Origin of the sequence: Rhizobium sophoriradicis (assembly GCF_003939025.1) — a bacterium.
Taxonomy (GTDB): Bacteria; Pseudomonadota; Alphaproteobacteria; order Rhizobiales; family Rhizobiaceae; genus Rhizobium; species Rhizobium sophoriradicis.
Map to the genome: position 1 here is coordinate 21,117 of NZ_RQIH01000001.1, position 16,552 is coordinate 37,668.

Annotated in this window: 18 protein-coding genes and 1 pseudogene; 14 read left to right on the top strand and 5 right to left on the bottom strand. The window is 58.4% G+C overall.

Annotated features, from left to right (window positions below; genetic code table 11):
• Positions 1-6 precede the first annotated feature (6 nt).
• The 10 genes from EFR00_RS00115 to EFR00_RS00160 all read left to right on the top strand — a co-directional run bounded on the left by EFR00_RS00115 (position 7) and on the right by EFR00_RS00160 (position 9,762).
• On the top strand, positions 7-1,611 hold the full coding sequence (locus EFR00_RS00115) for a TadE/TadG family type IV pilus assembly protein (RefSeq protein WP_077994606.1): 1,605 nt from the start codon (positions 7-9) through the stop codon (positions 1,609-1,611).
• Positions 1,608-2,087: a TadE/TadG family type IV pilus assembly protein gene (locus EFR00_RS00120; protein ID WP_009993423.1), complete on the top strand. Its 480-nt coding sequence runs from the start codon at positions 1,608-1,610 to the stop codon at positions 2,085-2,087. Before EFR00_RS00115 ends, EFR00_RS00120 begins: the two co-directional genes overlap by 4 nt.
• A complete protein-coding gene (locus EFR00_RS00125; protein ID WP_009993425.1) occupies positions 2,081-2,704 on the top strand; it encodes a TadE/TadG family type IV pilus assembly protein in 624 nt (207 codons plus the stop codon). The genes EFR00_RS00120 and EFR00_RS00125 overlap by 7 nt, the downstream gene beginning before the upstream one ends.
• 27 nt (positions 2,705-2,731) lie before the next feature.
• Complete coding sequence (locus EFR00_RS00130) at positions 2,732-3,874, top strand: pilus assembly protein (protein ID WP_040142837.1); 1,143 nt, start codon at positions 2,732-2,734, stop codon at positions 3,872-3,874.
• A complete protein-coding gene (locus EFR00_RS00135; protein WP_040142835.1) occupies positions 3,871-4,443 on the top strand; it encodes a L,D-transpeptidase in 573 nt (190 codons plus the stop codon). Before EFR00_RS00130 ends, EFR00_RS00135 begins: the two co-directional genes overlap by 4 nt.
• A 16-nt stretch (positions 4,444-4,459) precedes the next feature.
• Positions 4,460-5,908, top strand: a complete 1,449-nt coding sequence (locus tag EFR00_RS00140) for a TadA family conjugal transfer-associated ATPase (protein ID WP_040142833.1) — start codon at positions 4,460-4,462, stop codon at positions 5,906-5,908.
• Positions 5,905-6,858: a type II secretion system F family protein gene (locus EFR00_RS00145; RefSeq protein WP_010058953.1), complete on the top strand. Its 954-nt coding sequence runs from the start codon at positions 5,905-5,907 to the stop codon at positions 6,856-6,858. The genes EFR00_RS00140 and EFR00_RS00145 overlap by 4 nt, the downstream gene beginning before the upstream one ends.
• 7 nt (positions 6,859-6,865) lie before the next feature.
• Positions 6,866-7,810 carry a type II secretion system F family protein gene (locus tag EFR00_RS00150; RefSeq protein WP_040142831.1) on the top strand — a complete coding sequence of 315 codons (945 nt, stop codon included), beginning with the start codon at positions 6,866-6,868 and terminating at the stop codon, positions 7,808-7,810.
• Positions 7,811-7,825: 15 nt separating this feature from the next.
• The gene (locus EFR00_RS00155; protein ID WP_077994602.1) at positions 7,826-9,130 is read left to right on the top strand and encodes an ATP-binding protein; all 1,305 of its coding nucleotides are present in this window, start codon (positions 7,826-7,828) and stop codon (positions 9,128-9,130) included.
• Positions 9,131-9,198: 68 nt separating this feature from the next.
• The gene (locus EFR00_RS00160; protein ID WP_009993719.1) at positions 9,199-9,762 is read left to right on the top strand and encodes a hypothetical protein; all 564 of its coding nucleotides are present in this window, start codon (positions 9,199-9,201) and stop codon (positions 9,760-9,762) included.
• 118 nt (positions 9,763-9,880) lie between these two features.
• Here EFR00_RS00160 and EFR00_RS00165 read toward each other — a convergent pair whose 3' ends face one another.
• On the bottom strand, positions 9,881-10,405 hold the full coding sequence (locus EFR00_RS00165; protein WP_040112795.1) for a tetratricopeptide repeat protein: 525 nt from the start codon (positions 10,403-10,405) through the stop codon (positions 9,881-9,883).
• A gap of 257 nt (positions 10,406-10,662) precedes the next feature.
• On the opposite strand from EFR00_RS00165, the gene EFR00_RS00170 reads away from it, so the two are divergent.
• The 4 genes and pseudogenes from EFR00_RS00170 to EFR00_RS00185 all read left to right on the top strand — a co-directional run.
• Positions 10,663-11,163, top strand: coding sequence for a hypothetical protein (locus tag EFR00_RS00170; protein WP_009993722.1), 501 nt, complete (start codon positions 10,663-10,665; stop codon positions 11,161-11,163).
• 122 nt (positions 11,164-11,285) lie between these two features.
• The gene (locus EFR00_RS00175; protein WP_077994601.1) at positions 11,286-12,683 is read left to right on the top strand and encodes an NfeD family protein; all 1,398 of its coding nucleotides are present in this window, start codon (positions 11,286-11,288) and stop codon (positions 12,681-12,683) included.
• 28 nt (positions 12,684-12,711) lie between these two features.
• Positions 12,712-13,473, top strand: a complete 762-nt coding sequence (locus tag EFR00_RS00180; RefSeq protein ID WP_009995477.1) for a slipin family protein — start codon at positions 12,712-12,714, stop codon at positions 13,471-13,473.
• A gap of 285 nt (positions 13,474-13,758) precedes the next feature.
• Positions 13,759-13,970 (top strand): annotated as a pseudogene (locus EFR00_RS00185) (transposase); the annotation flags it as partial.
• Position 13,971: 1 nt separating this feature from the next.
• Here the strand turns inward: EFR00_RS00185 and EFR00_RS00190 are convergent.
• From EFR00_RS00190 to EFR00_RS00205, 4 genes are read right to left on the bottom strand one after another with little or no spacing between them, the layout of a single operon-like run.
• Positions 13,972-14,631 carry a winged helix-turn-helix transcriptional regulator gene (locus EFR00_RS00190; protein WP_040143302.1) on the bottom strand — a complete coding sequence of 220 codons (660 nt, stop codon included), beginning with the start codon at positions 14,629-14,631 and terminating at the stop codon, positions 13,972-13,974.
• A 37-nt stretch (positions 14,632-14,668) separates the two neighbouring features.
• A complete protein-coding gene (gene fabG / locus EFR00_RS00195) occupies positions 14,669-15,445 on the bottom strand; it encodes a 3-oxoacyl-ACP reductase FabG (protein WP_040112791.1) in 777 nt (258 codons plus the stop codon).
• On the bottom strand, positions 15,442-15,897 hold the full coding sequence (locus EFR00_RS00200) for a TrbC/VirB2 family protein (RefSeq protein ID WP_077994599.1): 456 nt from the start codon (positions 15,895-15,897) through the stop codon (positions 15,442-15,444). Before EFR00_RS00200 ends, fabG begins: the two co-directional genes overlap by 4 nt.
• The gene (locus tag EFR00_RS00205; RefSeq protein ID WP_077994597.1) at positions 15,894-16,550 is read right to left on the bottom strand and encodes a lysozyme family protein; all 657 of its coding nucleotides are present in this window, start codon (positions 16,548-16,550) and stop codon (positions 15,894-15,896) included. The genes EFR00_RS00200 and EFR00_RS00205 overlap by 4 nt, the downstream gene beginning before the upstream one ends.
• Positions 16,551-16,552 lie beyond the last annotated feature (2 nt).

Genomic DNA, 16,552 nt, shown 5'->3' on the forward strand with positions numbered 1-16,552 from the left:
GTGCCAATGCTGAGCAGGATTGTCAGACGGTTCTGGAACGATCATCGTGGCTATGTCATCGCCTTGACGCTCATCGCCATGCCAATGCTTCTCGGCTTTTCGCTGCTGATCATCGATGTCGGCCGGAGCAGCAACTTGCATACCGATCTCCAGAACGCCGTCGATGCGATGGCGCTGGCCGGAGCCCGTGAGCTTGATGGTCGCGATGATGCCATTACCCGGGCGCAGACGGCGATCGAGAAAATCTCCAATAGCGCGGCTTTCTCAGCGGGCGGAACCGGCATGTCGCTCGGCTCGCATATATCAGTGACCTATGACGCCGGAAACGATGCCGGGAGCACGGTCACAGTGCTTTTTCTGAAGGACATCCCGGCCAACGACGACACGCCCATCCCGTCTTCGATGGAAACGACCGTGGCCAGCGAAGCTTCCTATGCCTGGGTCATCGCCAAGCCGCAGGCGATGCAGACGATCTTTCCGATCCCTGTTGGCTTCACCCGCGATACGATCAACATCGCTGCCGATGCCGTGGCGGTCTACCATGCCAGTGCCTGCGACGTGACGCCGATCTTCATCTGCAATCCGTTCGAGCCGGCGGGGAACACGAGTGAAAGCGCCAGCGAGGATGCAGCGACGGCCTTGCACACCAATTTTGCAGCCGGCAATCTCTATGGGCGACAGATCGAGCTTCACAGCACCGCGGCGTCCAATCCAGGTCCCGGCAATTTCGGGTTCCTGCGGACCCCCTTGGGCAATGGCGCGTCCGTGCTGGCGGAGGCTCTTGCCACCGGCAATCCCGGTACCTGCTATACACAGGACAGTCTCGATACGGAGACCGGCGCAAAGGCGGGGCCTGTCGAGGACGGCGTGAATACGCGTTTCGGCTTTTACTCCTCATCGTTCAACAAGGCGAACGGCGATTATCGCTACCGGCCTGCCCAAAACATACGTTCGGCTCAATCGATCAGCGGCAAGGGAAAGAACAGCTGCGATGGCTATGATCCTGTCATGGTCGGAGATGTTGTCGGCGATGCGACCAAGGCTTTGCCGCTGGGCTACGGAGCGTCCATGACCTCGCTTGGTGGCGGCAAGATCAGCAGCGGCAACAATTGGCAGTACAACACCTATTGGAATGTCGCGCAGGGAACGGCTGTGCCCTCGGTGAGCACGGTTCTCAGCAACTACTCCAGTTATCCCCCGCAGGCGACCGGTACACCGAGCCAACCCTCCGCTTACGATGTCTATCGTTACGAGCTTGCAACCCCGTCACTCATCAGCCATGCCTCGGCCAATGGAGAGACCGGAACACCGGCAACGGGTGGCCAGTGCTATAGCGGCCCGGATCTTTCGAACTATACGGCGGCCGAATTTGGTGACCGCCGCGAGATCTTCTCAGCCATTGTCAATTGCGGCTATGAAGCCTCGGTCGGCCACCTGAACGGTCACAAGGCCACGCGCGCCGTGGCCTTCGCGCGCATGTTCCTGACCAAGCCGGCGATAAAGGCGGCCGGCGAACGATACCTTTCCCTGGAGATGATCGACATCACCGGCAAGGGTGGCCGCGGTACGCTGGATGAATTCCTCCGGGAAGAAGCGGAGCTGGTCAGATGATGGCGCTCCGCAATTTTATCCGGCGTCGGCTTTGCCTCGGCTTCTGGCGGCGGGAGGAAGGCGCAGTGCTTGCCGAAGCGCTGCTCGCAATCCCCTTTGTGACGCTCTTTGCGGCGGGGATACTGGAGTTTGGCAGCATCTTCTGGCAGCGCATGCAGATCGACGCAGGCTTGCGCGATGCCGGGCGTTACCTCTCGCGATGCCGACCGGCGTCGGGAACCTATGTGCCGACATGCAATCAGGCGACCGCGAAAACGATCGCCTTTTACGGAACACAAACACCAGCGGCAGACGCTAAACCCCGTGTCCCAGACTGGAAGGACGCTGCCGACATCACCATCACTGCACCGGATGCGGACGGCAACATCACCCTTTCGACTGCTCATCTCTACAAGAGCTCCCCGGTGTTCGGCTTTCTCGGAATTGATGCCATCACCATCAGTTCCTTCCATGAAGAGAGATACATCGGATGGTGATCTCTAGGGCAATCAAGTCATTCTGGCAGGATAGCAGTGGTGCCAGCCTCGTCGAAGCCCTGCTGACCTTTCCGATTGTCATGCTGGTATTCGCCGCCTTTATCGAATTCGGCTATGCCATGTCGCAGTGGAACCAGACGGTGAAGGCACTGCAATATGGTGCCCGTTTGGCCGCGGTATCCGATCCGCTGACAACGAATTTCGATGCCGTTTTCCCGATCGAAGCTGCCGATCCGCTCAACAACGGCAAAGCGGCGCCGAACGACGCAACAATATCCTCGACCTGCGGACCGGCTCTTGCCAACTGCACGGCGGCGTTGAATCGGATTGTTCGGGGAAGCGATGGTCTCTGCCAAGCAGGAACTGATCCTTACCCCGGCATTTGCGATCTCAACTGGCGCATCCAGCCGCAGAACCTGATGGTCACCTATCAGCGATCTGGGCTCGGCTACTGGGGACGGCCGGACGGGCCCGTGCTGACGATGCGGCTGGAGGTGCGGGACATCACCTTCGATCTGCCGATCCTCGGCGGGCTGTTGGGACTGAACGACATCACCATCCCAGCCCATCCGGTGACGATCACGACGGAAGATCTAAAGACCTGCTCAACCTGCTGATCCCTTTGTTACGCGTAGGAAAGCGAAATGACAGCTCACATGAACATTGCCGCATCCACCAAGATCCTGGTTCTCTCCGACGACGCGGCTGCAGCGAGCTTCATGCTCGATACGTTCGGGTCGCTTTCGCGTTACGATGTCCGCCATCTGGCATTGAAGGCCCTCGGTGAAAAGGGCAAGTTCGATCCGGCGCAGTTCGACCTGATCGTTCTCGACGTCGACAGGGGCGAATTGCTGCAGCGTCCGGAGCTCTTCGCGTTTCGCACCAGCTACCGGGATATCCCCCTCGTCGTGGTTTCCGAAGATCTGCCGGACGACATGCTGCGGCTGCTCTTCCGCCTGAACGGCAATGACTGGCTGAAGAAGCCGCTCGAGCGCCGCGCACTGATCGACATGATTTCGACCCATGCGCCAGGCACTGGGGCGAGCGACAGCCGGGTGCATGCCGTGGTCTCAGCCGTCGGCGGCGCCGGGGCCAGCATGATCGCCTCATCGCTCGCGCATGTGCTGGCCCAGCCGACCAAAAACTCCACGCCGCGTGTAGACTTGTTCGACACGGACTTTTGCGCCGGGACGCTTGGCTATTATCTCAACCTTGTCAACGACTACGACTTGAAACCCGTCATTGCCAATCCTTCCCGGGTCGATCTGGAATTCATCGATCTGGTCAGAAAGCGTCATTCGGGGGGCTTTTCACTGCTGTCCTTCAAGCAGCCATCCGTCCTTCTGGCGCCGAAGGGCGGTGAACTCGTGCTGCGTATGCTCGACGTGGCCGCCTTCGAGAGCGACCACACGGTCATCGACATTCCCTATTATGACACGCCGTGGAAATACGATGTGCTCACTTCGGTCAACAGCATCTGCATCGTCACCGAGATGACGGTTCCCGCGCTCTCTCAAGCCAAGGACTTGTTTGCCAATCTGGTACGCCTGCGAGGCAGTTCGGATCAGATATTCATCGTCATCAACAAATACCGCGCCAAGCTCTTCGGCCTCGGCGTGCGCCGACAACAAACGGAGAAGATTTTCAAGGATATCCCGACGCATGTCATTGGCGATGACTGGGACACCTTGAGCGAAGCGGCTAATCGCGGCGTGCTGCCATTTCAAGTGAATTCGCGGGCGCGCTTCTGCGCCGCAGTCGGTAAACTCGGAGCACTGGTGCGATGAAGGCGGTCCCCAGTGGGCGCATAAGGTCCCGCGCCGCCCATGCCAGCCTTGTGGTTTTGGCAATTCTGGCCGCCGCCGGGGATGCCGCGTCAACCGGGCTTGTGCCACGAAGCCTTGGGCCGACGACAAGTGCCGTGGTGGCGATCGAAATGAACTATGCGGCTGGGACAATCGTCATCGTCACCGCCAACCGCACGCTGGATCTCGTCATCTCCCAAGGACGCGCGATCCGCTACAAAATCGGCGTCGGACGAGACGGATTTCGCTGGAGTGGTACCGTCAAGGTTGGACGCAAGGCTGAGTGGCCTGACTGGCGCCCCCCTGCCGAGATGAAAGCGCGCTCAGCCGGACTTCCGGACCTGGTGCCTGCCGGGCCGCTCAATCCATTGGGCGCTCGCGGGATCTATCTCTACAAGGACAGGACCGACACGCTCTACCGCATTCATGGAACGAACGAGCAGTCGACGGTCGGCGGTTTCGCGTCATCGGGCTGTTTTCGCATGAGCAATGCCGACGTCATCGATCTCTATGAGAGGGTGAAAGTCGGTTCCACGGTTATTGTAAAATAGTACAGGAGTGGGAAGCATGGCGAACGGCATCATAGGGCGGTTCTACAAGCAGCAGGAGCCTGAAAGCCCGAAACGTCAGGAGGCGGCCGAACTGGCTCTGGTCGACGCTGTTCAGAACATGCCTGCCCAACCGGCCCCTGACAGCCCCACGGCGAGTGGCGAAGAGGCTTCGCTCGGGGCCGACATGGTTTCCGAGCGGGTCAATCTGCACCGCTACCTGCTCGATCGCATCAACCTCGGGATCCTCGACACGCTCGACAACGAGGAGATCGCGACCGAAATCCGGCCATTGGTCAAGGACTATATCCGGAATAACAACTTTCCGCTGAATGCCAAGGAAATCAATGACCTGATCCGCGATATCACGGACGAGATGCTCGGGTTGGGACCGATCGAGCCGCTGCTGGCCGACGACACCATCGCAGATATTCTGATCAACGGCTACAATAGCGTCTATGTCGAGCGGAGCGGCAAGCTCGAGGGCACCGCCGTGCGGTTCAAGGACGAGGACCATCTGCTTCGGGTGATCAACAAGATCGTCTCGGCGGTTGGCCGCCGCGTCGACGAGTCAACGCCGATGGTTGACGCGCGCCTCAAGGATGGCTCACGTGTCAACGTCGCCATCAGGCCGATCTCGGTCGATGGACCGCTCGTTTCCATTCGTAAATTCACGCGCAAGCCGCTGACAATGGAGCGCCTTGTGCAATATGGCGCCATGGCCGATGCGATGCGCATTCTTCTCAGCGCCGCGGTCAAGGGCAAGGTGTCCATGGTAATTTCCGGCGGCACCGGTTCTGGCAAGACGACCTTGCTCAACGCCCTCTCGTCGCAGATTTCTCCAAAGGAGCGGCTGATCACCATCGAGGATGCGGCCGAGCTTCAACTGCAGCAGCCACATGTCGGACGTTTGGAAACCCGACCGCCGACGCTCGACGGACGCAACGAGATCCGGCAACGCGAGCTTTTGAAAAACGCCCTGCGCATGCGTCCCGACCGCATCATCGTCGGCGAAGTCCGCGGCGACGAGGCGTTCGACATGCTGCAGGCGATGAATACCGGTCACGAGGGGTCGATGACGACGATCCACGCCAACACGCCCCGCGACGCTGTCGGTCGGCTCGAGCAGATGGTCGGCATGGCCGGGATGCCGATGTCACAGTTGAGCATTCGTTCGCAGATCTCGTCCGCCATCACCGTTATCGTGCAGGTCCAGCGCCTGAGCGACGGCAGCCGCAAAGTTGTCTCGATCTCCGAGATCACCGGCATGGAGGGCGAAGTCGTGCAGATGCAGGAGATCATGAAATTCAAGAAAATCGGCACGGATGAAGGCGGGCGGATCCATGGAGAATTCCGCGCCACCGGCATTCGGCCGCGGTTCGTCGAGGAATTTGCCGAACTCGGGATCGAGATTCCCGTAGCGATTTTTGATCCCGGTAAACCGCTGCAAACGGGACCAGTTCAATGACCCTTACTCTCGTTTACGCAGCTATTTTCACCGCCGCCCTTGTCGCTGTCGAAGCGATCGTGCGCGGCTACTTCAAGACATCCGAACGTCACCGCGCTGTGAACCATCGGCTGAGCTTGCTGGAGGTCAGCGAGGATCATCGCAAGACCTATAGCGATATGCTCAAGGAGCGCGGTGTCGCCGGCAGTTGGCGGCAAGTCGCCATGATGCAGCGGCTGCTGCAGTTCTACGCCCAATCGGGCATCAAGTTCGATGCCAGGCGATTTGCTCTTTTCGCAATCGCGGGCGCGCTCTTGACGTGGCTGGTCGTGCAGTTCCTCGTGCCGAGCACTCTGCTTAGAATACCCGTCTTTCTCCTGATCGGCCTCCTCATCCCTGCAGTCTTCGTCTGGCGCGCCCGGGCGCGCCGCATGAAGAAATTCGAACTGAAGCTTCCCGAAGCCCTCGATGTCGCCAATCGCAGCCTGGCCGCCGGCCACCCGCTGCCGGCGGCGATTTCTTTGGTGGGACGCGAGATGCCTGATCCCATCGGCACCGAGTTCGGCCTCCTCTCGGATGAACTCACCTACGGCGTGACGCTGGACGATGCCCTTGTCAACCTGGCGGACCGGGTCGGCGTCGAGGATCTGGACCTGCTTGCGATATCGCTGAGCGTACAGGCGGGAACCGGCGGAAATCTGGTGGAGATCTTGCAGAACCTTTCGAAGACGCTGCGGGACCGGACAATGCTCAGGGCAAAGGTCAGGGCAATTTCCTCGGAAGGACGCATCACCGCGATCTTCATGTCGGTCTATCCGTTTCTGCTCTACGCGATGATCAAGGCGTTGTCGCCGACTTACTTCGATCCTGTCTGGGACAGCGGCCACGGAACGACCGTGGTGTGCGCATTGCTGGCCGTCATGGCGGTCGGGAATGTCATTCTCTACAAGATGGTCAACTTCGAGTACTGAGGCGGTCATGTCGAGTGAGTATGGAATCTACCTCATCGTCTTCTTTGCAGTGCTGATCCTTTCTGCAGCAGCATCGGAACTGTTTTTTCGACAGCGCGAGGTCTCGGTTCGGGTGTCGAAGAGCTCGTCGAAGGCCGGCGAGGAATTCCACATTGGCGACACGACGATTGCCGATCTCGGCGAGGCGGAAAACCGCCTGATCCGCCGTTATTTCGAAATTACGCGACGTGACACCAATGCGAACTCGACCCAGAACCGGCTAATTCGGGCAGGGTATTTCGCTGCCGGCGCCGTGACCACCTTCCAGGTGATCAGGGCGGTGGCCTGTATCAGCGTGCTCGTCGCGGCGGTCTGGGCCTTAAACCGGATCGCGCCTGATATGTCGCAGATGTCGACCCTGATCGTTGCCATGTTTGCTGCGGGCATGACCTTCATTCTAGTCAACATCTATATCGACCGGCGTGGCGCCGCCAAGGAGCGGGAATACCGCCGCCTCTTTCCCGATTTCATGGATATGCTGATCGTCTGCCTCGATGCGGGGATGAGTATCGAGGCGGCGGCGAACCGTGTTGCCCGGGAATTCGTCGACAAGCAGCAGGACTTCGGCCTGCATCTGTCGATCATGATGCTGGAAGTGCGGGGCGGCCGGCGATTGCGCGAGGCGCTCGCCAACCTTGCCACCCGCCTGAGGATTGACGAGGCCCGGGCCCTTGCCGTTCTGTTCCGCCAATCGGAGGAGCTCGGGACGAGCGTAACCCAGACACTGCGGGTCTACAGCAAGGAAATGCGTGACTTGCGCATTGTTCGCGCGGAGGAAAAGGCAAACGCCCTGCCGGTCAAAATGCTGCTGCCGCTCGGCGCATTCCTTTTTCCGGTAAGCCTCATCATCGTTCTCGTTCCCATTGTTATCCGTGTCGTCAGTCTTCTAATCGGCTTGAAACCCGGCGGTTGAGCCAAGCGAGGTCGTATGCAGTATTCGCTCGAACAGCATCGTAACGATGGCATCACGTCCCTCGATCCGCGTATGCCGGTGGCACCGGCAAGCATCGAACAAGCGGGACTGGATCCGTCGTTCCTGCTTCGGCTGGCGTCAAAATGTGCGGCCGAGCAGGACACCACCACGGCATCTCATCTGGCCGACCGGATGAAATTGCCGAAAGTGATCATCAATATCCTGATCAAGGAACTGGTGAAACTCGCCTATCTCGAGGCTCGCGGCTTGGCTGGTGAGGATGTGCGATCCGATGTTCGATATGCCCTGTCAATGAAGGGGTTCGAATATGCCCACGCGGCGTCGCGTCAATGCCAATATGTCGGGCCGGCGCCGGTGTCGCTAGATATGTTCTGCCGGCAATTAGGTTTGCAGTCCATCCATGACGAGCGCGTCACCCCTGAGCGCCTGACCGAGAGCCTTGATGGGCTGGTGCTTGCAGACGCCTTGGTCGAAAAGCTCGGCCCGGCCCTGAACTCCGGTCGCTCTATCCTGCTTTACGGGCCGCCCGGAAACGGAAAGACAAGCATTGCCGAGCGGACGTCGCAACTGTTTCGCCAAACCATCTGGGTGCCCTATGCCATCGAGGTCGGCGGCCATGTCATCAGTTTCTATGATGAGGCAGTGCATCACCCCGTATCGGAGGCTGGCACAGAATCCCGTCCGAAAGGCGATCAACGATGGATCGAATGCCGCCGTCCGGTGATCAAGACAGGTGGGGAATTGACCCTCGACCAGCTCGATCTCACCTTCAACGCAGGGCCAAATGTCTATGAGGCGCCCATACACTTAAAGGCGTCCGGCGGCGTTTTCATCATCGACGACTTCGGGCGCCAACAAGTGGCGCCGCAGGCGCTCATCAATCGCTGGATCGTGCCGCTCGAGCGCGGATACGACTTCCTGACGCTGCACACCGGCAAGAAATTCAAGGTTCCCTTTGACGAGCTGGTCGTATTTTCGACGAATATCGCGCCGAAGGACCTTTCCGACGAGGCGGGCTTGCGGCGCCTCAAATACAAGATCTTTGTCAACACTCCGTCGCGCGACGAATACATCAGAATTTTCAGATCGTATGCGAGCAGCACCGGATTGGCTGTCCGTGATCCAGACCTGAACCTGTTTTATGATCGCAAGTACAAAGGCGATGTGCTAGCGTCTTGCTATCATCCGAAATATCTTCTGGATTTCGTCGGTTCTTACTGTGAATTCAACGGCATAGTGAGAATCGCATCGCTCGAAATGCTCGAACGGGCGTGGGAAGGTGTATTTACGTCGGAATGATTGCGGACCTTGCGCCGAGCGCGGCGTCGTGAATCTATCCAGTTAACGACTTACGGGGGAGTAAACGAATGACCAGCATCCCGAGCATCGAAGGCGAAGCAGGCGGCGCGAGACCGAGCAATACACGAGCAATTGAGCCGAGAACCTCCAGAAACCCGCTGCTCGTCGGTCTGCTCCTCATGCTCTTGCCTGTGAATGCTGGCGTTCTCATCTATACGGCGAAAAACTCAGCGGATGTGCGCGAGAGCCGCGAGACCATCGCCGCCCTCAAAAGGTCCATTGATGGCCTGAGGGGACAAATGGAAAAGCAGTCTGACAAGATCGCGAGCAACGCCAAGGCCGACGAACTCGCCGCTATCCGTCAGGAAATGGAAAGCCTGCAAAAGGCGATACTTTCGACGAATGAACGGATGCGAGACGACATAAGCGGTACACGCATGGGTTCAGCTTTGGTCCTGAGCGCGCCCGGCAAGGAACCCGCACAGTTTTTTGCACCCCGTGCCGCAGACACTCAAACTCCGGATAGCACTCTTGCGTCCATTGAAGCTGGCGGCATTGCGATCAATAGCCTGCCGCGTTACGAACGCACACTGTCGCCAGAAGGCCAGCTCATCCTTCGGAAGGCTCGGTAAACAACGACTTCAGCGAAATCACCAAAGCGATGGCGAGGCTCGGCCAAGCGACGCCTCGATGCGGACAATTCGGCAAGAGCGCTCTTATCTCGACGCAGTTGTTAAATCGTCGAAAGGCCTATCCCCGCTGAGGGTGATTCACGCTGTTCTTCATCAATTCGAGATTGCGGGCGGTGACTTCGTTTCCGGGATCGAGCTCATAGGCTTTCAGGAAATAGCGTCTGGCATTGCGCAAGTCACCGCGTAACAGGTGAGAATATCCGACATTGTTGTAGTAAACAGGGGTATTGCCGATCATTCGCGAGAGCTGCTGGTAGGCGCGGTCGGAGGTATCAAAGCGGGCAACCATGTCGGCCGAGGCTGCTAGGCCTAGCCAGGCTGCAGGATCTTGCGGAAAAACGTCAACCGCTCGCTTATAAATGGCGTAGGATTTTCCGTAGTTCTTTTCCTGAAACTGCAGTTTGCCGTTGGTGATCAATTCGTCGTTCTTATAGAAGGCGACGGCCGAGTCATCCTCAAGGGTCTTTGCACTATCGCCATAAGCAGCGAGACCATCAACGCCGGATGACTGGCACCCGGCTAGAATCGCGCCGGCCGCTATCAAAAACGCAATGCATTTAGTCCCAGCTTTAATCTGCAACATTGGCAATTCAATCCCCCATCAGACATTCTTACCTGAGATTCGGATGCGTTCACCGAAAATCATCGTAAAAAAAAGCTAACAACTCAAGAATTTGAGCAAACAGTCGCAAAAAAACGACAGATGCCCTCTTCGCCGGAACGCGCCAAGATGATAAACGCCAACCATTCAGAGTTGGTATCATGCGTCCGGTGATTCTCAGAGTAGAAAATTAATCAACGTCGCCTACCCTGTTCGTCAGGTCAAAGGATGGGACGCCTATGCGGATCGCTATTTTCACGCTGCGACTTGGGCCATCACTGGCCTACGCGATAGCATCGATCTTCATCCTCAGCATGCTGCTCTTGGAAAGCTACCCCTCGAGTGCCTCCGCCTGGTGGCTGCATATGACAATTCTTCCTGTCATGCGCGAGCCGATCTATCTGCTTTTGGCGGTACCCGGCATTGGGGTTTGGAGCGCTATGGTCCTGTTGATGCTTGCATCGATTTTCGGGATTCGAATTGCGTTGCAGCCGCAACGACACCACCGGTCAGGATTCATCCATGCCCATATAGCGCTGATCGCGACCGGTCTGACCTTGGGGCGGGCAGCAGTTGCGCAAGCCGGTCTTTCCGACTTCGCGATCCCTCAGCTTCAGCGAGGCGACTGGTCGTTCCTGCCGCTATCCTACTCACCGCTCGGGACCTTCCTTTTTATATCCGTCTTCTTGGCCTGCATCTGCTGTCATTTAAGAATCATCAAGCGCACAATGTCCGCGTGATAGTAAAGGGTCGAACCGCCCCTGCTCAATAATAATCGGTAGAGTCTCGGCGTTCTCGCTTGTCCGTAAACATGAGACGCCTCATTCTTTTTCTTTGTAAATTCCGACATACATTAAATATCATGTACGTTCCGCAGATTGTCACGCGGGGATTAAGGTGTTGGCGATGGCAACCGCCAATCTTCACTTTGTTGTTTTTGCTGCTCTCAGCATGGGGCTTCGTCGCACCGTCGGCGTCTGACCGCGCGTCTGTCGTTCTCAAGGTGAACGGCGCCATTGGGCCCGCGATAGCTGACTACGTAAAACGAGGCATTCAGCGTGCTGGCGAACGTGGGGCGGTGTTGATCATTCTGCAAATGGACACACCAGGTGGCCTTGACAGCTCCATGCGGGAAATCATTCGCGCAATCCTTGCCTCGCCGGTGCCTGTCGCGAGCTTCGTCGCGCCAAGCGGGGCACGGGCTGCCAGCGCCGGCACCTATATTCTCTACGCAAGCCACATTGCGGTCATGGCGCCCGGGACCAATTTAGGTGCGGCGACACCAATCGCGCTCGGCGTAAAGCCTTTCGGCGATACGGAACCCGAAAAGAAGCCGGGCGAGCCTGGCAAGCAGGCAGAAACTCCAGGCGATGCCCACGAAGCAAAAGCCGTTAACGACGCAGTCGCTTACATTCGCGGGCTAGCGGAATTGCGCAATCGCAACGCCGACTGGGCAGAGCGTGCTGTCCGTGAAGCTGCGAGCCTTTCATCCACTGCGGCAGCGCGCGAACATGCCATCGATTTCACGGCAGTTGATGTCACCGATCTCCTTGCAAAGGCGCAAGGGCACGTGGTGCGGGTCGGTCAAACGGAGGTCCGACTCGATACCGCCGGTTTGGCCGTGCAGGAATTCGAGCCTGACTGGCGCACACGCCTGCTCTCCGTCATTACCGATCCGAACATCGCAATCATCCTGATGATGGTCGGCATCTATGGCCTGATCTTCGAATTTCTCGCACCTGGGACAATGCTTCCTGGCACGATCGGCGGCATTTGCCTTTTGCTTGGTCTCTATGCCCTGGCATTGCTGCCGGTGAGTTTTGCCGCCCTTGGGCTTATTTTCCTCGGCGTCGGATTGACTGTGGCTGAGGCGCATTCGCCAAGCTTCGGCGCTTTGGGCATCGGCGGCGGGGTAGCCGTGATCCTGGGAGCAACCATTTTGTTTGATCCCGATATACCCGGCCTGGAAGTGTCACGCCCCCTACTGGGCGCAATTGCATTTGCGATTCTAGCCTTTAGCCTTGTCGTTGCTCGCCTGGCATTCACCTCGCGGTTGCGCGAGGTTGCCACCGGTGCAGAGGAGATGATCGGCATTTCCGGTAAAGTCGAGAGTTGGACGGGGCTCACGGGGTACGTCATTGCACATGGCGAACGCTGGAAGGCGGTTTCCGCCGAACCCCTTGTTGCTGGTGACCCTGTTCGCGTGACCGGCCGCAATGGGCTGGCGCTCGAGGTCGCCAGCCGTCCAAAGGACGCTTAACGGCGCTCAGGAAGCAGGAGGAGGAGTCATGGAAATGTTTGCAGATCTTGCCTTCTATTTGGTGGTCATTGTCATTTTGGTCGCCATCCTCGCATCCGCGGTTAAGATCCTGAGGGAATATGAGCGCGGCGTCGTGTTCACACTTGGCCGCTTTACCGGAGTCAAGGGACCCGGCTTGATTCTGCTAATCCCCTATGTCCAGCAGATGATCAGAGTCGACCTGCGCACGCGCGTACTCGACGTCCCTAGCCAGGACGTCATCTCACATGACAATGTCTCGGTTCGTGTCAGTGCGGTGATCTATTTCAGGGTTATTGACCCCGAGAGGTCGACAATACAGGTCGAGGATTTTATGATGGCAACAAGCCAGCTTGCCCAGACGACGTTGCGCTCCGTGCTCGGTAAGCACGACCTCGATGAAATGCTGGCAGAACGTGACAGGCTGAACTCGGATATTCAGGAAATCCTTGACACTCAGACGGATGCTTGGGGAATTAAAGTAGCCACTGTCGAGATCAAACATGTGGATATCAACGAGTCGATGATTCGTGCGATTGCCCGCCAAGCGGAAGCCGAACGGGAACGCCGCGCAAAGGTTATCAATGCCGAAGGCGAACAGCAAGCTGCAGCGAAGCTACTGGAAGCGGCCGAAATTCTGGCTAAGCAGCCGGAGGCGATGCAACTTCGTTACTTGAGCACTTTGAACGTCATCGCCAGCGAGAAGACTTCGACAATTTTATTTCCCTTCCCGATGGAGTTGGGCAATCTGATGGCCATTAAGCCCAAGTGACTGAACGGCACTGGCGTTGATTGATCCAGGCGTGGATTTCAACGTCGGAGCAAAAATCCGGCCACGCCCAAGGAGAAATAGGCGGCTACAGTTTGCTCCGAGGAGACTCCGGACGGCGTAGCCCGGGGGTCTGGGCGCGGCGATTTTCGAGTGGGTTTCAGCCGGTCTTTCGCGCGCGACTTTGCGGGAGACGATAGTTGTCGCCATTCATCTGGAGGGTATTGACCTGGTGGATATGAACGAACAGCGCACCGGTCGGACGCTCGGACGCCAGTGTTTTCGCGCCTCCTGGGGCTGAAAGCCCGCGGCCTCAAGGGTATCGAATTCGTCGTCTCCGACGATCATGCCGGCCTCGTCGCGGCGATCGGCGAAGTCATTCCGGAAGCCGCCTGGCAGCGCTGCTAAAATTCGTGCGCAATGCGCTCGACCACCTGCCGCGTAAGCACGGCGACGATTGCCTGCAGGAACTGCGATGGATCTACGACCGGCGTGACATCGTCATTCGAGAATATAACCTGCACCATATACGGTACGAATCCGCAGATTGCTGCGTCCTGTAAATGCTTTTCGCAGCCGACCAATGTGCACGTCGACCGTTCGAGTCTCCACTGCGTGCGGATCGAGCCAAGCGGCCTCGATGACTTGCATCCGCGTGCTGATCTCCCCATGTCGCTCTAGCAGGAACCTCAGGATTCGAATCTCCAAAGGCGTAAGGGCCACTCTCTTGCCTGAAACGACGACAGCGTGCGGCTCGAACACGAACTCAGCGAGAACAGCGGCGCTTGGCAGAGTCACGGCTTTCAGCCGCCGCTTTGCTGCGTGCAAAAAAACAAGAAGCTTTGACGGCGACAAAGGACGCATGATGCCTTCGTCGAGCCCCGCCTTGATTAACTGCAGGTGCTGTGCACGCATACCCTCGCTGATCAGCGCACCTACGGAAACTCCGGAGTTCTTCAACAGTGCACATAGCGGCGCAACATCACTCGGCCACCCTGCACAATCTAAGAGGACTGCGGCAATTTCTGCCGCCGTGCAGGCGCCAACGACATCGTCGTCACTTACAGCAAGACGGGCCTCGAAGCCTTCGCCGTGCAGAATATGCGCAAGCAAAAGATAAAGCTCGGCGTCCTGCGAGCAAACCAGAATCACAGGGGTCACGTCGATTGCCCCTTTGTCGTTCGAAAGAGCGCCGCCCTCAACTCGGCGCAAACTCGCCGCCGTTGACATCGATGATGGCTCCGTTGACGAACCCAGCATCTTCCGACGCCAGGAATGCGATCACGGCGGCGACATCATCCGGAGAGCCGAGCCGACCGGCCGGAATGCGAGCGAGCGCCTCGATGTTTGTCTTGTTTTCTGGGGATCCAGTCAGTGGTGTGAGGATACGCCCCGGCGCCACAACATTTGATGTTATGCCACAGGGGCCATATTGAGCGACCAGCACACGGGAGAAGCCTGAAAGTGCGGCTTTTGACGCCACATAGCTCGGGCCGGCGATCCGTGGTCTCGTCCGCCCAGCAAGAGATCCGACCAATATGATCCGTCCATAACCCTTTTCTTTCATGGCGAGCAGAACGGCTCGGCAACACAACATTGTCCCCGTCAGGTTGACCGTGAGCACGTCGTTCCATTCTTCAAGAGCAAGGTCGGAGACATATACGGGACCATCGGGGCCTTTCGGCGATATCCCCGCGTTGCAGACAAGGATCTCAGGTGGACCCCAGACATCGGCGACTTCGCCGAAAAACTGTTCGACGGCCACCGGCTCACGGAGATCGACCTGTCTCGCAATCGAGCGTTCTGGTCCAAAAGCCTCGGCAAGTGCTGCGCCGGCGGCCACGACGCTTTCCCGGCCATGGCTGAAAACGGCAACCCGATGGCCCGCTTTGAGCAGGCGAAACGCGGTGGCAAGACCGATCCCGGTCGTGCCGCCGCTGATGACTGCAACGTGTGGACTGCCGTCGGCGCTCATGCCGCTTGATCCATTGCAGCAAACAGCGATAGCGGTGGATGGGCGCCAGGGTCTGTCATGACCTCGATCAGCAGCGGCCCCTCTCCAGAGAGACCGCGCTCGAGGTATCTGGGAAGGTCGGCGGGATCGAAAATACGGACTGCCGGGCAGCCGCAGGCTTCGGCAATTTTCTGATGGTCGACATCCGCAAAGCTGCAGGCAGTCGTGAACCTGCCGAACTTGGCGCTTTCGGCGTCACGCTGAAAGCCAAGAATCCAGGCAATGCAGATGATGATCACCGCGATCACCGCCAGCAGGCGAGCGATGTTGCCGGTCAGCATGGTGACGATGTTCTGCAACACGGTTTCGACGCCGGCGGCTTGGGCGAAGGCCGGCTCGACCAGGCAAGCGACAATCGCGATCGCCATGAGAGCGGAGGCGGCCATCGGGCGCAATTGGGTTTTGGATATCATTCGTTAGGCTCCGATCGATCATTTTGAAAAACGAGAACCGAGGCGCGCCGGCCGGCGCTGAAAACGTCCCAAGACAAAGCTTCGGCGGTTGTGGAATTTTGCGTTTGAAGCGGGCGTGCGCCCTGCTCTTCCCGCTGTGCACCTGGGTCGGCCTGACCGGGTGCGACAGCGATGGTCAGCGAGGCAAGCCCGGGCAACAGCCGCTTTGCTTCCTCGCGCACCCGGGCGTCGTATCTGAACATCGCGCCGACGGAAGGATCGTCGCGACCGTAATAGGACTGCAGCATCACGTTTTCGGCCTGCACCGCACTCGCACCTTCGCGCAGCGCGAGGCGGTAGTAGCCGTCGAGAAGCTGTGCGGTGGCCTTGAGATTAAGGCAGGGATCGAAGGCATCCGATATCGACAGCTTCAGTTTTCGAAGCTCCTCGAGACCAAGCCCACCCAGGCCGAGCTGAATGTCTTGGCGGTCGGCAACGAGGGACGTAGCGACCTCGATCGCTTCCGCCTTGGTCGTTGGCTGTGTTGCAAAGGCGCCGCTATTGATGCGAACAGCGTAAGGTCGGAACCGGCTCTCGAGGCTGACGACGCCGGCGAGCATCTCCACCTGAACCATCGGCGCGCAGCTTTGCGCGATATCGACGAAGGCCGCCATCG

Bases quoted from the DNA above. Each gene is read 5' to 3' on its own strand.
- EFR00_RS00175 (WP_077994601.1), top strand. From the start codon at position 11,286: ATGTACGTTCCGCAGATTGTCACGCGGGGATTAAGGTGTTGGCGATGG.
- EFR00_RS00205 (WP_077994597.1), bottom strand. From the start codon at position 16,550: ATGGCGGCCTTCGTCGATATCGCGCAAAGCTGCGCGCCGATGGTTCAG.
- EFR00_RS00180 (WP_009995477.1), top strand. From the start codon at position 12,712: ATGGAAATGTTTGCAGATCTTGCCTTCTATTTGGTGGTCATTGTCATT.
- EFR00_RS00155 (WP_077994602.1), top strand. From the start codon at position 7,826: ATGCAGTATTCGCTCGAACAGCATCGTAACGATGGCATCACGTCCCTC.
- EFR00_RS00170 (WP_009993722.1), top strand. From the start codon at position 10,663: ATGCGGATCGCTATTTTCACGCTGCGACTTGGGCCATCACTGGCCTAC.
- EFR00_RS00115 (WP_077994606.1), top strand. From the start codon at position 7: ATGCTGAGCAGGATTGTCAGACGGTTCTGGAACGATCATCGTGGCTAT.
- EFR00_RS00200 (WP_077994599.1), bottom strand. From the start codon at position 15,897: ATGATATCCAAAACCCAATTGCGCCCGATGGCCGCCTCCGCTCTCATG.
- EFR00_RS00125 (WP_009993425.1), top strand. From the start codon at position 2,081: ATGGTGATCTCTAGGGCAATCAAGTCATTCTGGCAGGATAGCAGTGGT.
- EFR00_RS00130 (WP_040142837.1), top strand. From the start codon at position 2,732: ATGACAGCTCACATGAACATTGCCGCATCCACCAAGATCCTGGTTCTC.
- EFR00_RS00145 (WP_010058953.1), top strand. From the start codon at position 5,905: ATGACCCTTACTCTCGTTTACGCAGCTATTTTCACCGCCGCCCTTGTC.
- EFR00_RS00135 (WP_040142835.1), top strand. From the start codon at position 3,871: ATGAAGGCGGTCCCCAGTGGGCGCATAAGGTCCCGCGCCGCCCATGCC.
- fabG (WP_040112791.1), bottom strand. From the start codon at position 15,445: ATGAGCGCCGACGGCAGTCCACACGTTGCAGTCATCAGCGGCGGCACG.
- EFR00_RS00160 (WP_009993719.1), top strand. From the start codon at position 9,199: ATGACCAGCATCCCGAGCATCGAAGGCGAAGCAGGCGGCGCGAGACCG.
- EFR00_RS00165 (WP_040112795.1), bottom strand. From the start codon at position 10,405: ATGTTGCAGATTAAAGCTGGGACTAAATGCATTGCGTTTTTGATAGCG.
- EFR00_RS00120 (WP_009993423.1), top strand. From the start codon at position 1,608: ATGATGGCGCTCCGCAATTTTATCCGGCGTCGGCTTTGCCTCGGCTTC.
- EFR00_RS00150 (WP_040142831.1), top strand. From the start codon at position 6,866: ATGTCGAGTGAGTATGGAATCTACCTCATCGTCTTCTTTGCAGTGCTG.
- EFR00_RS00140 (WP_040142833.1), top strand. From the start codon at position 4,460: ATGGCGAACGGCATCATAGGGCGGTTCTACAAGCAGCAGGAGCCTGAA.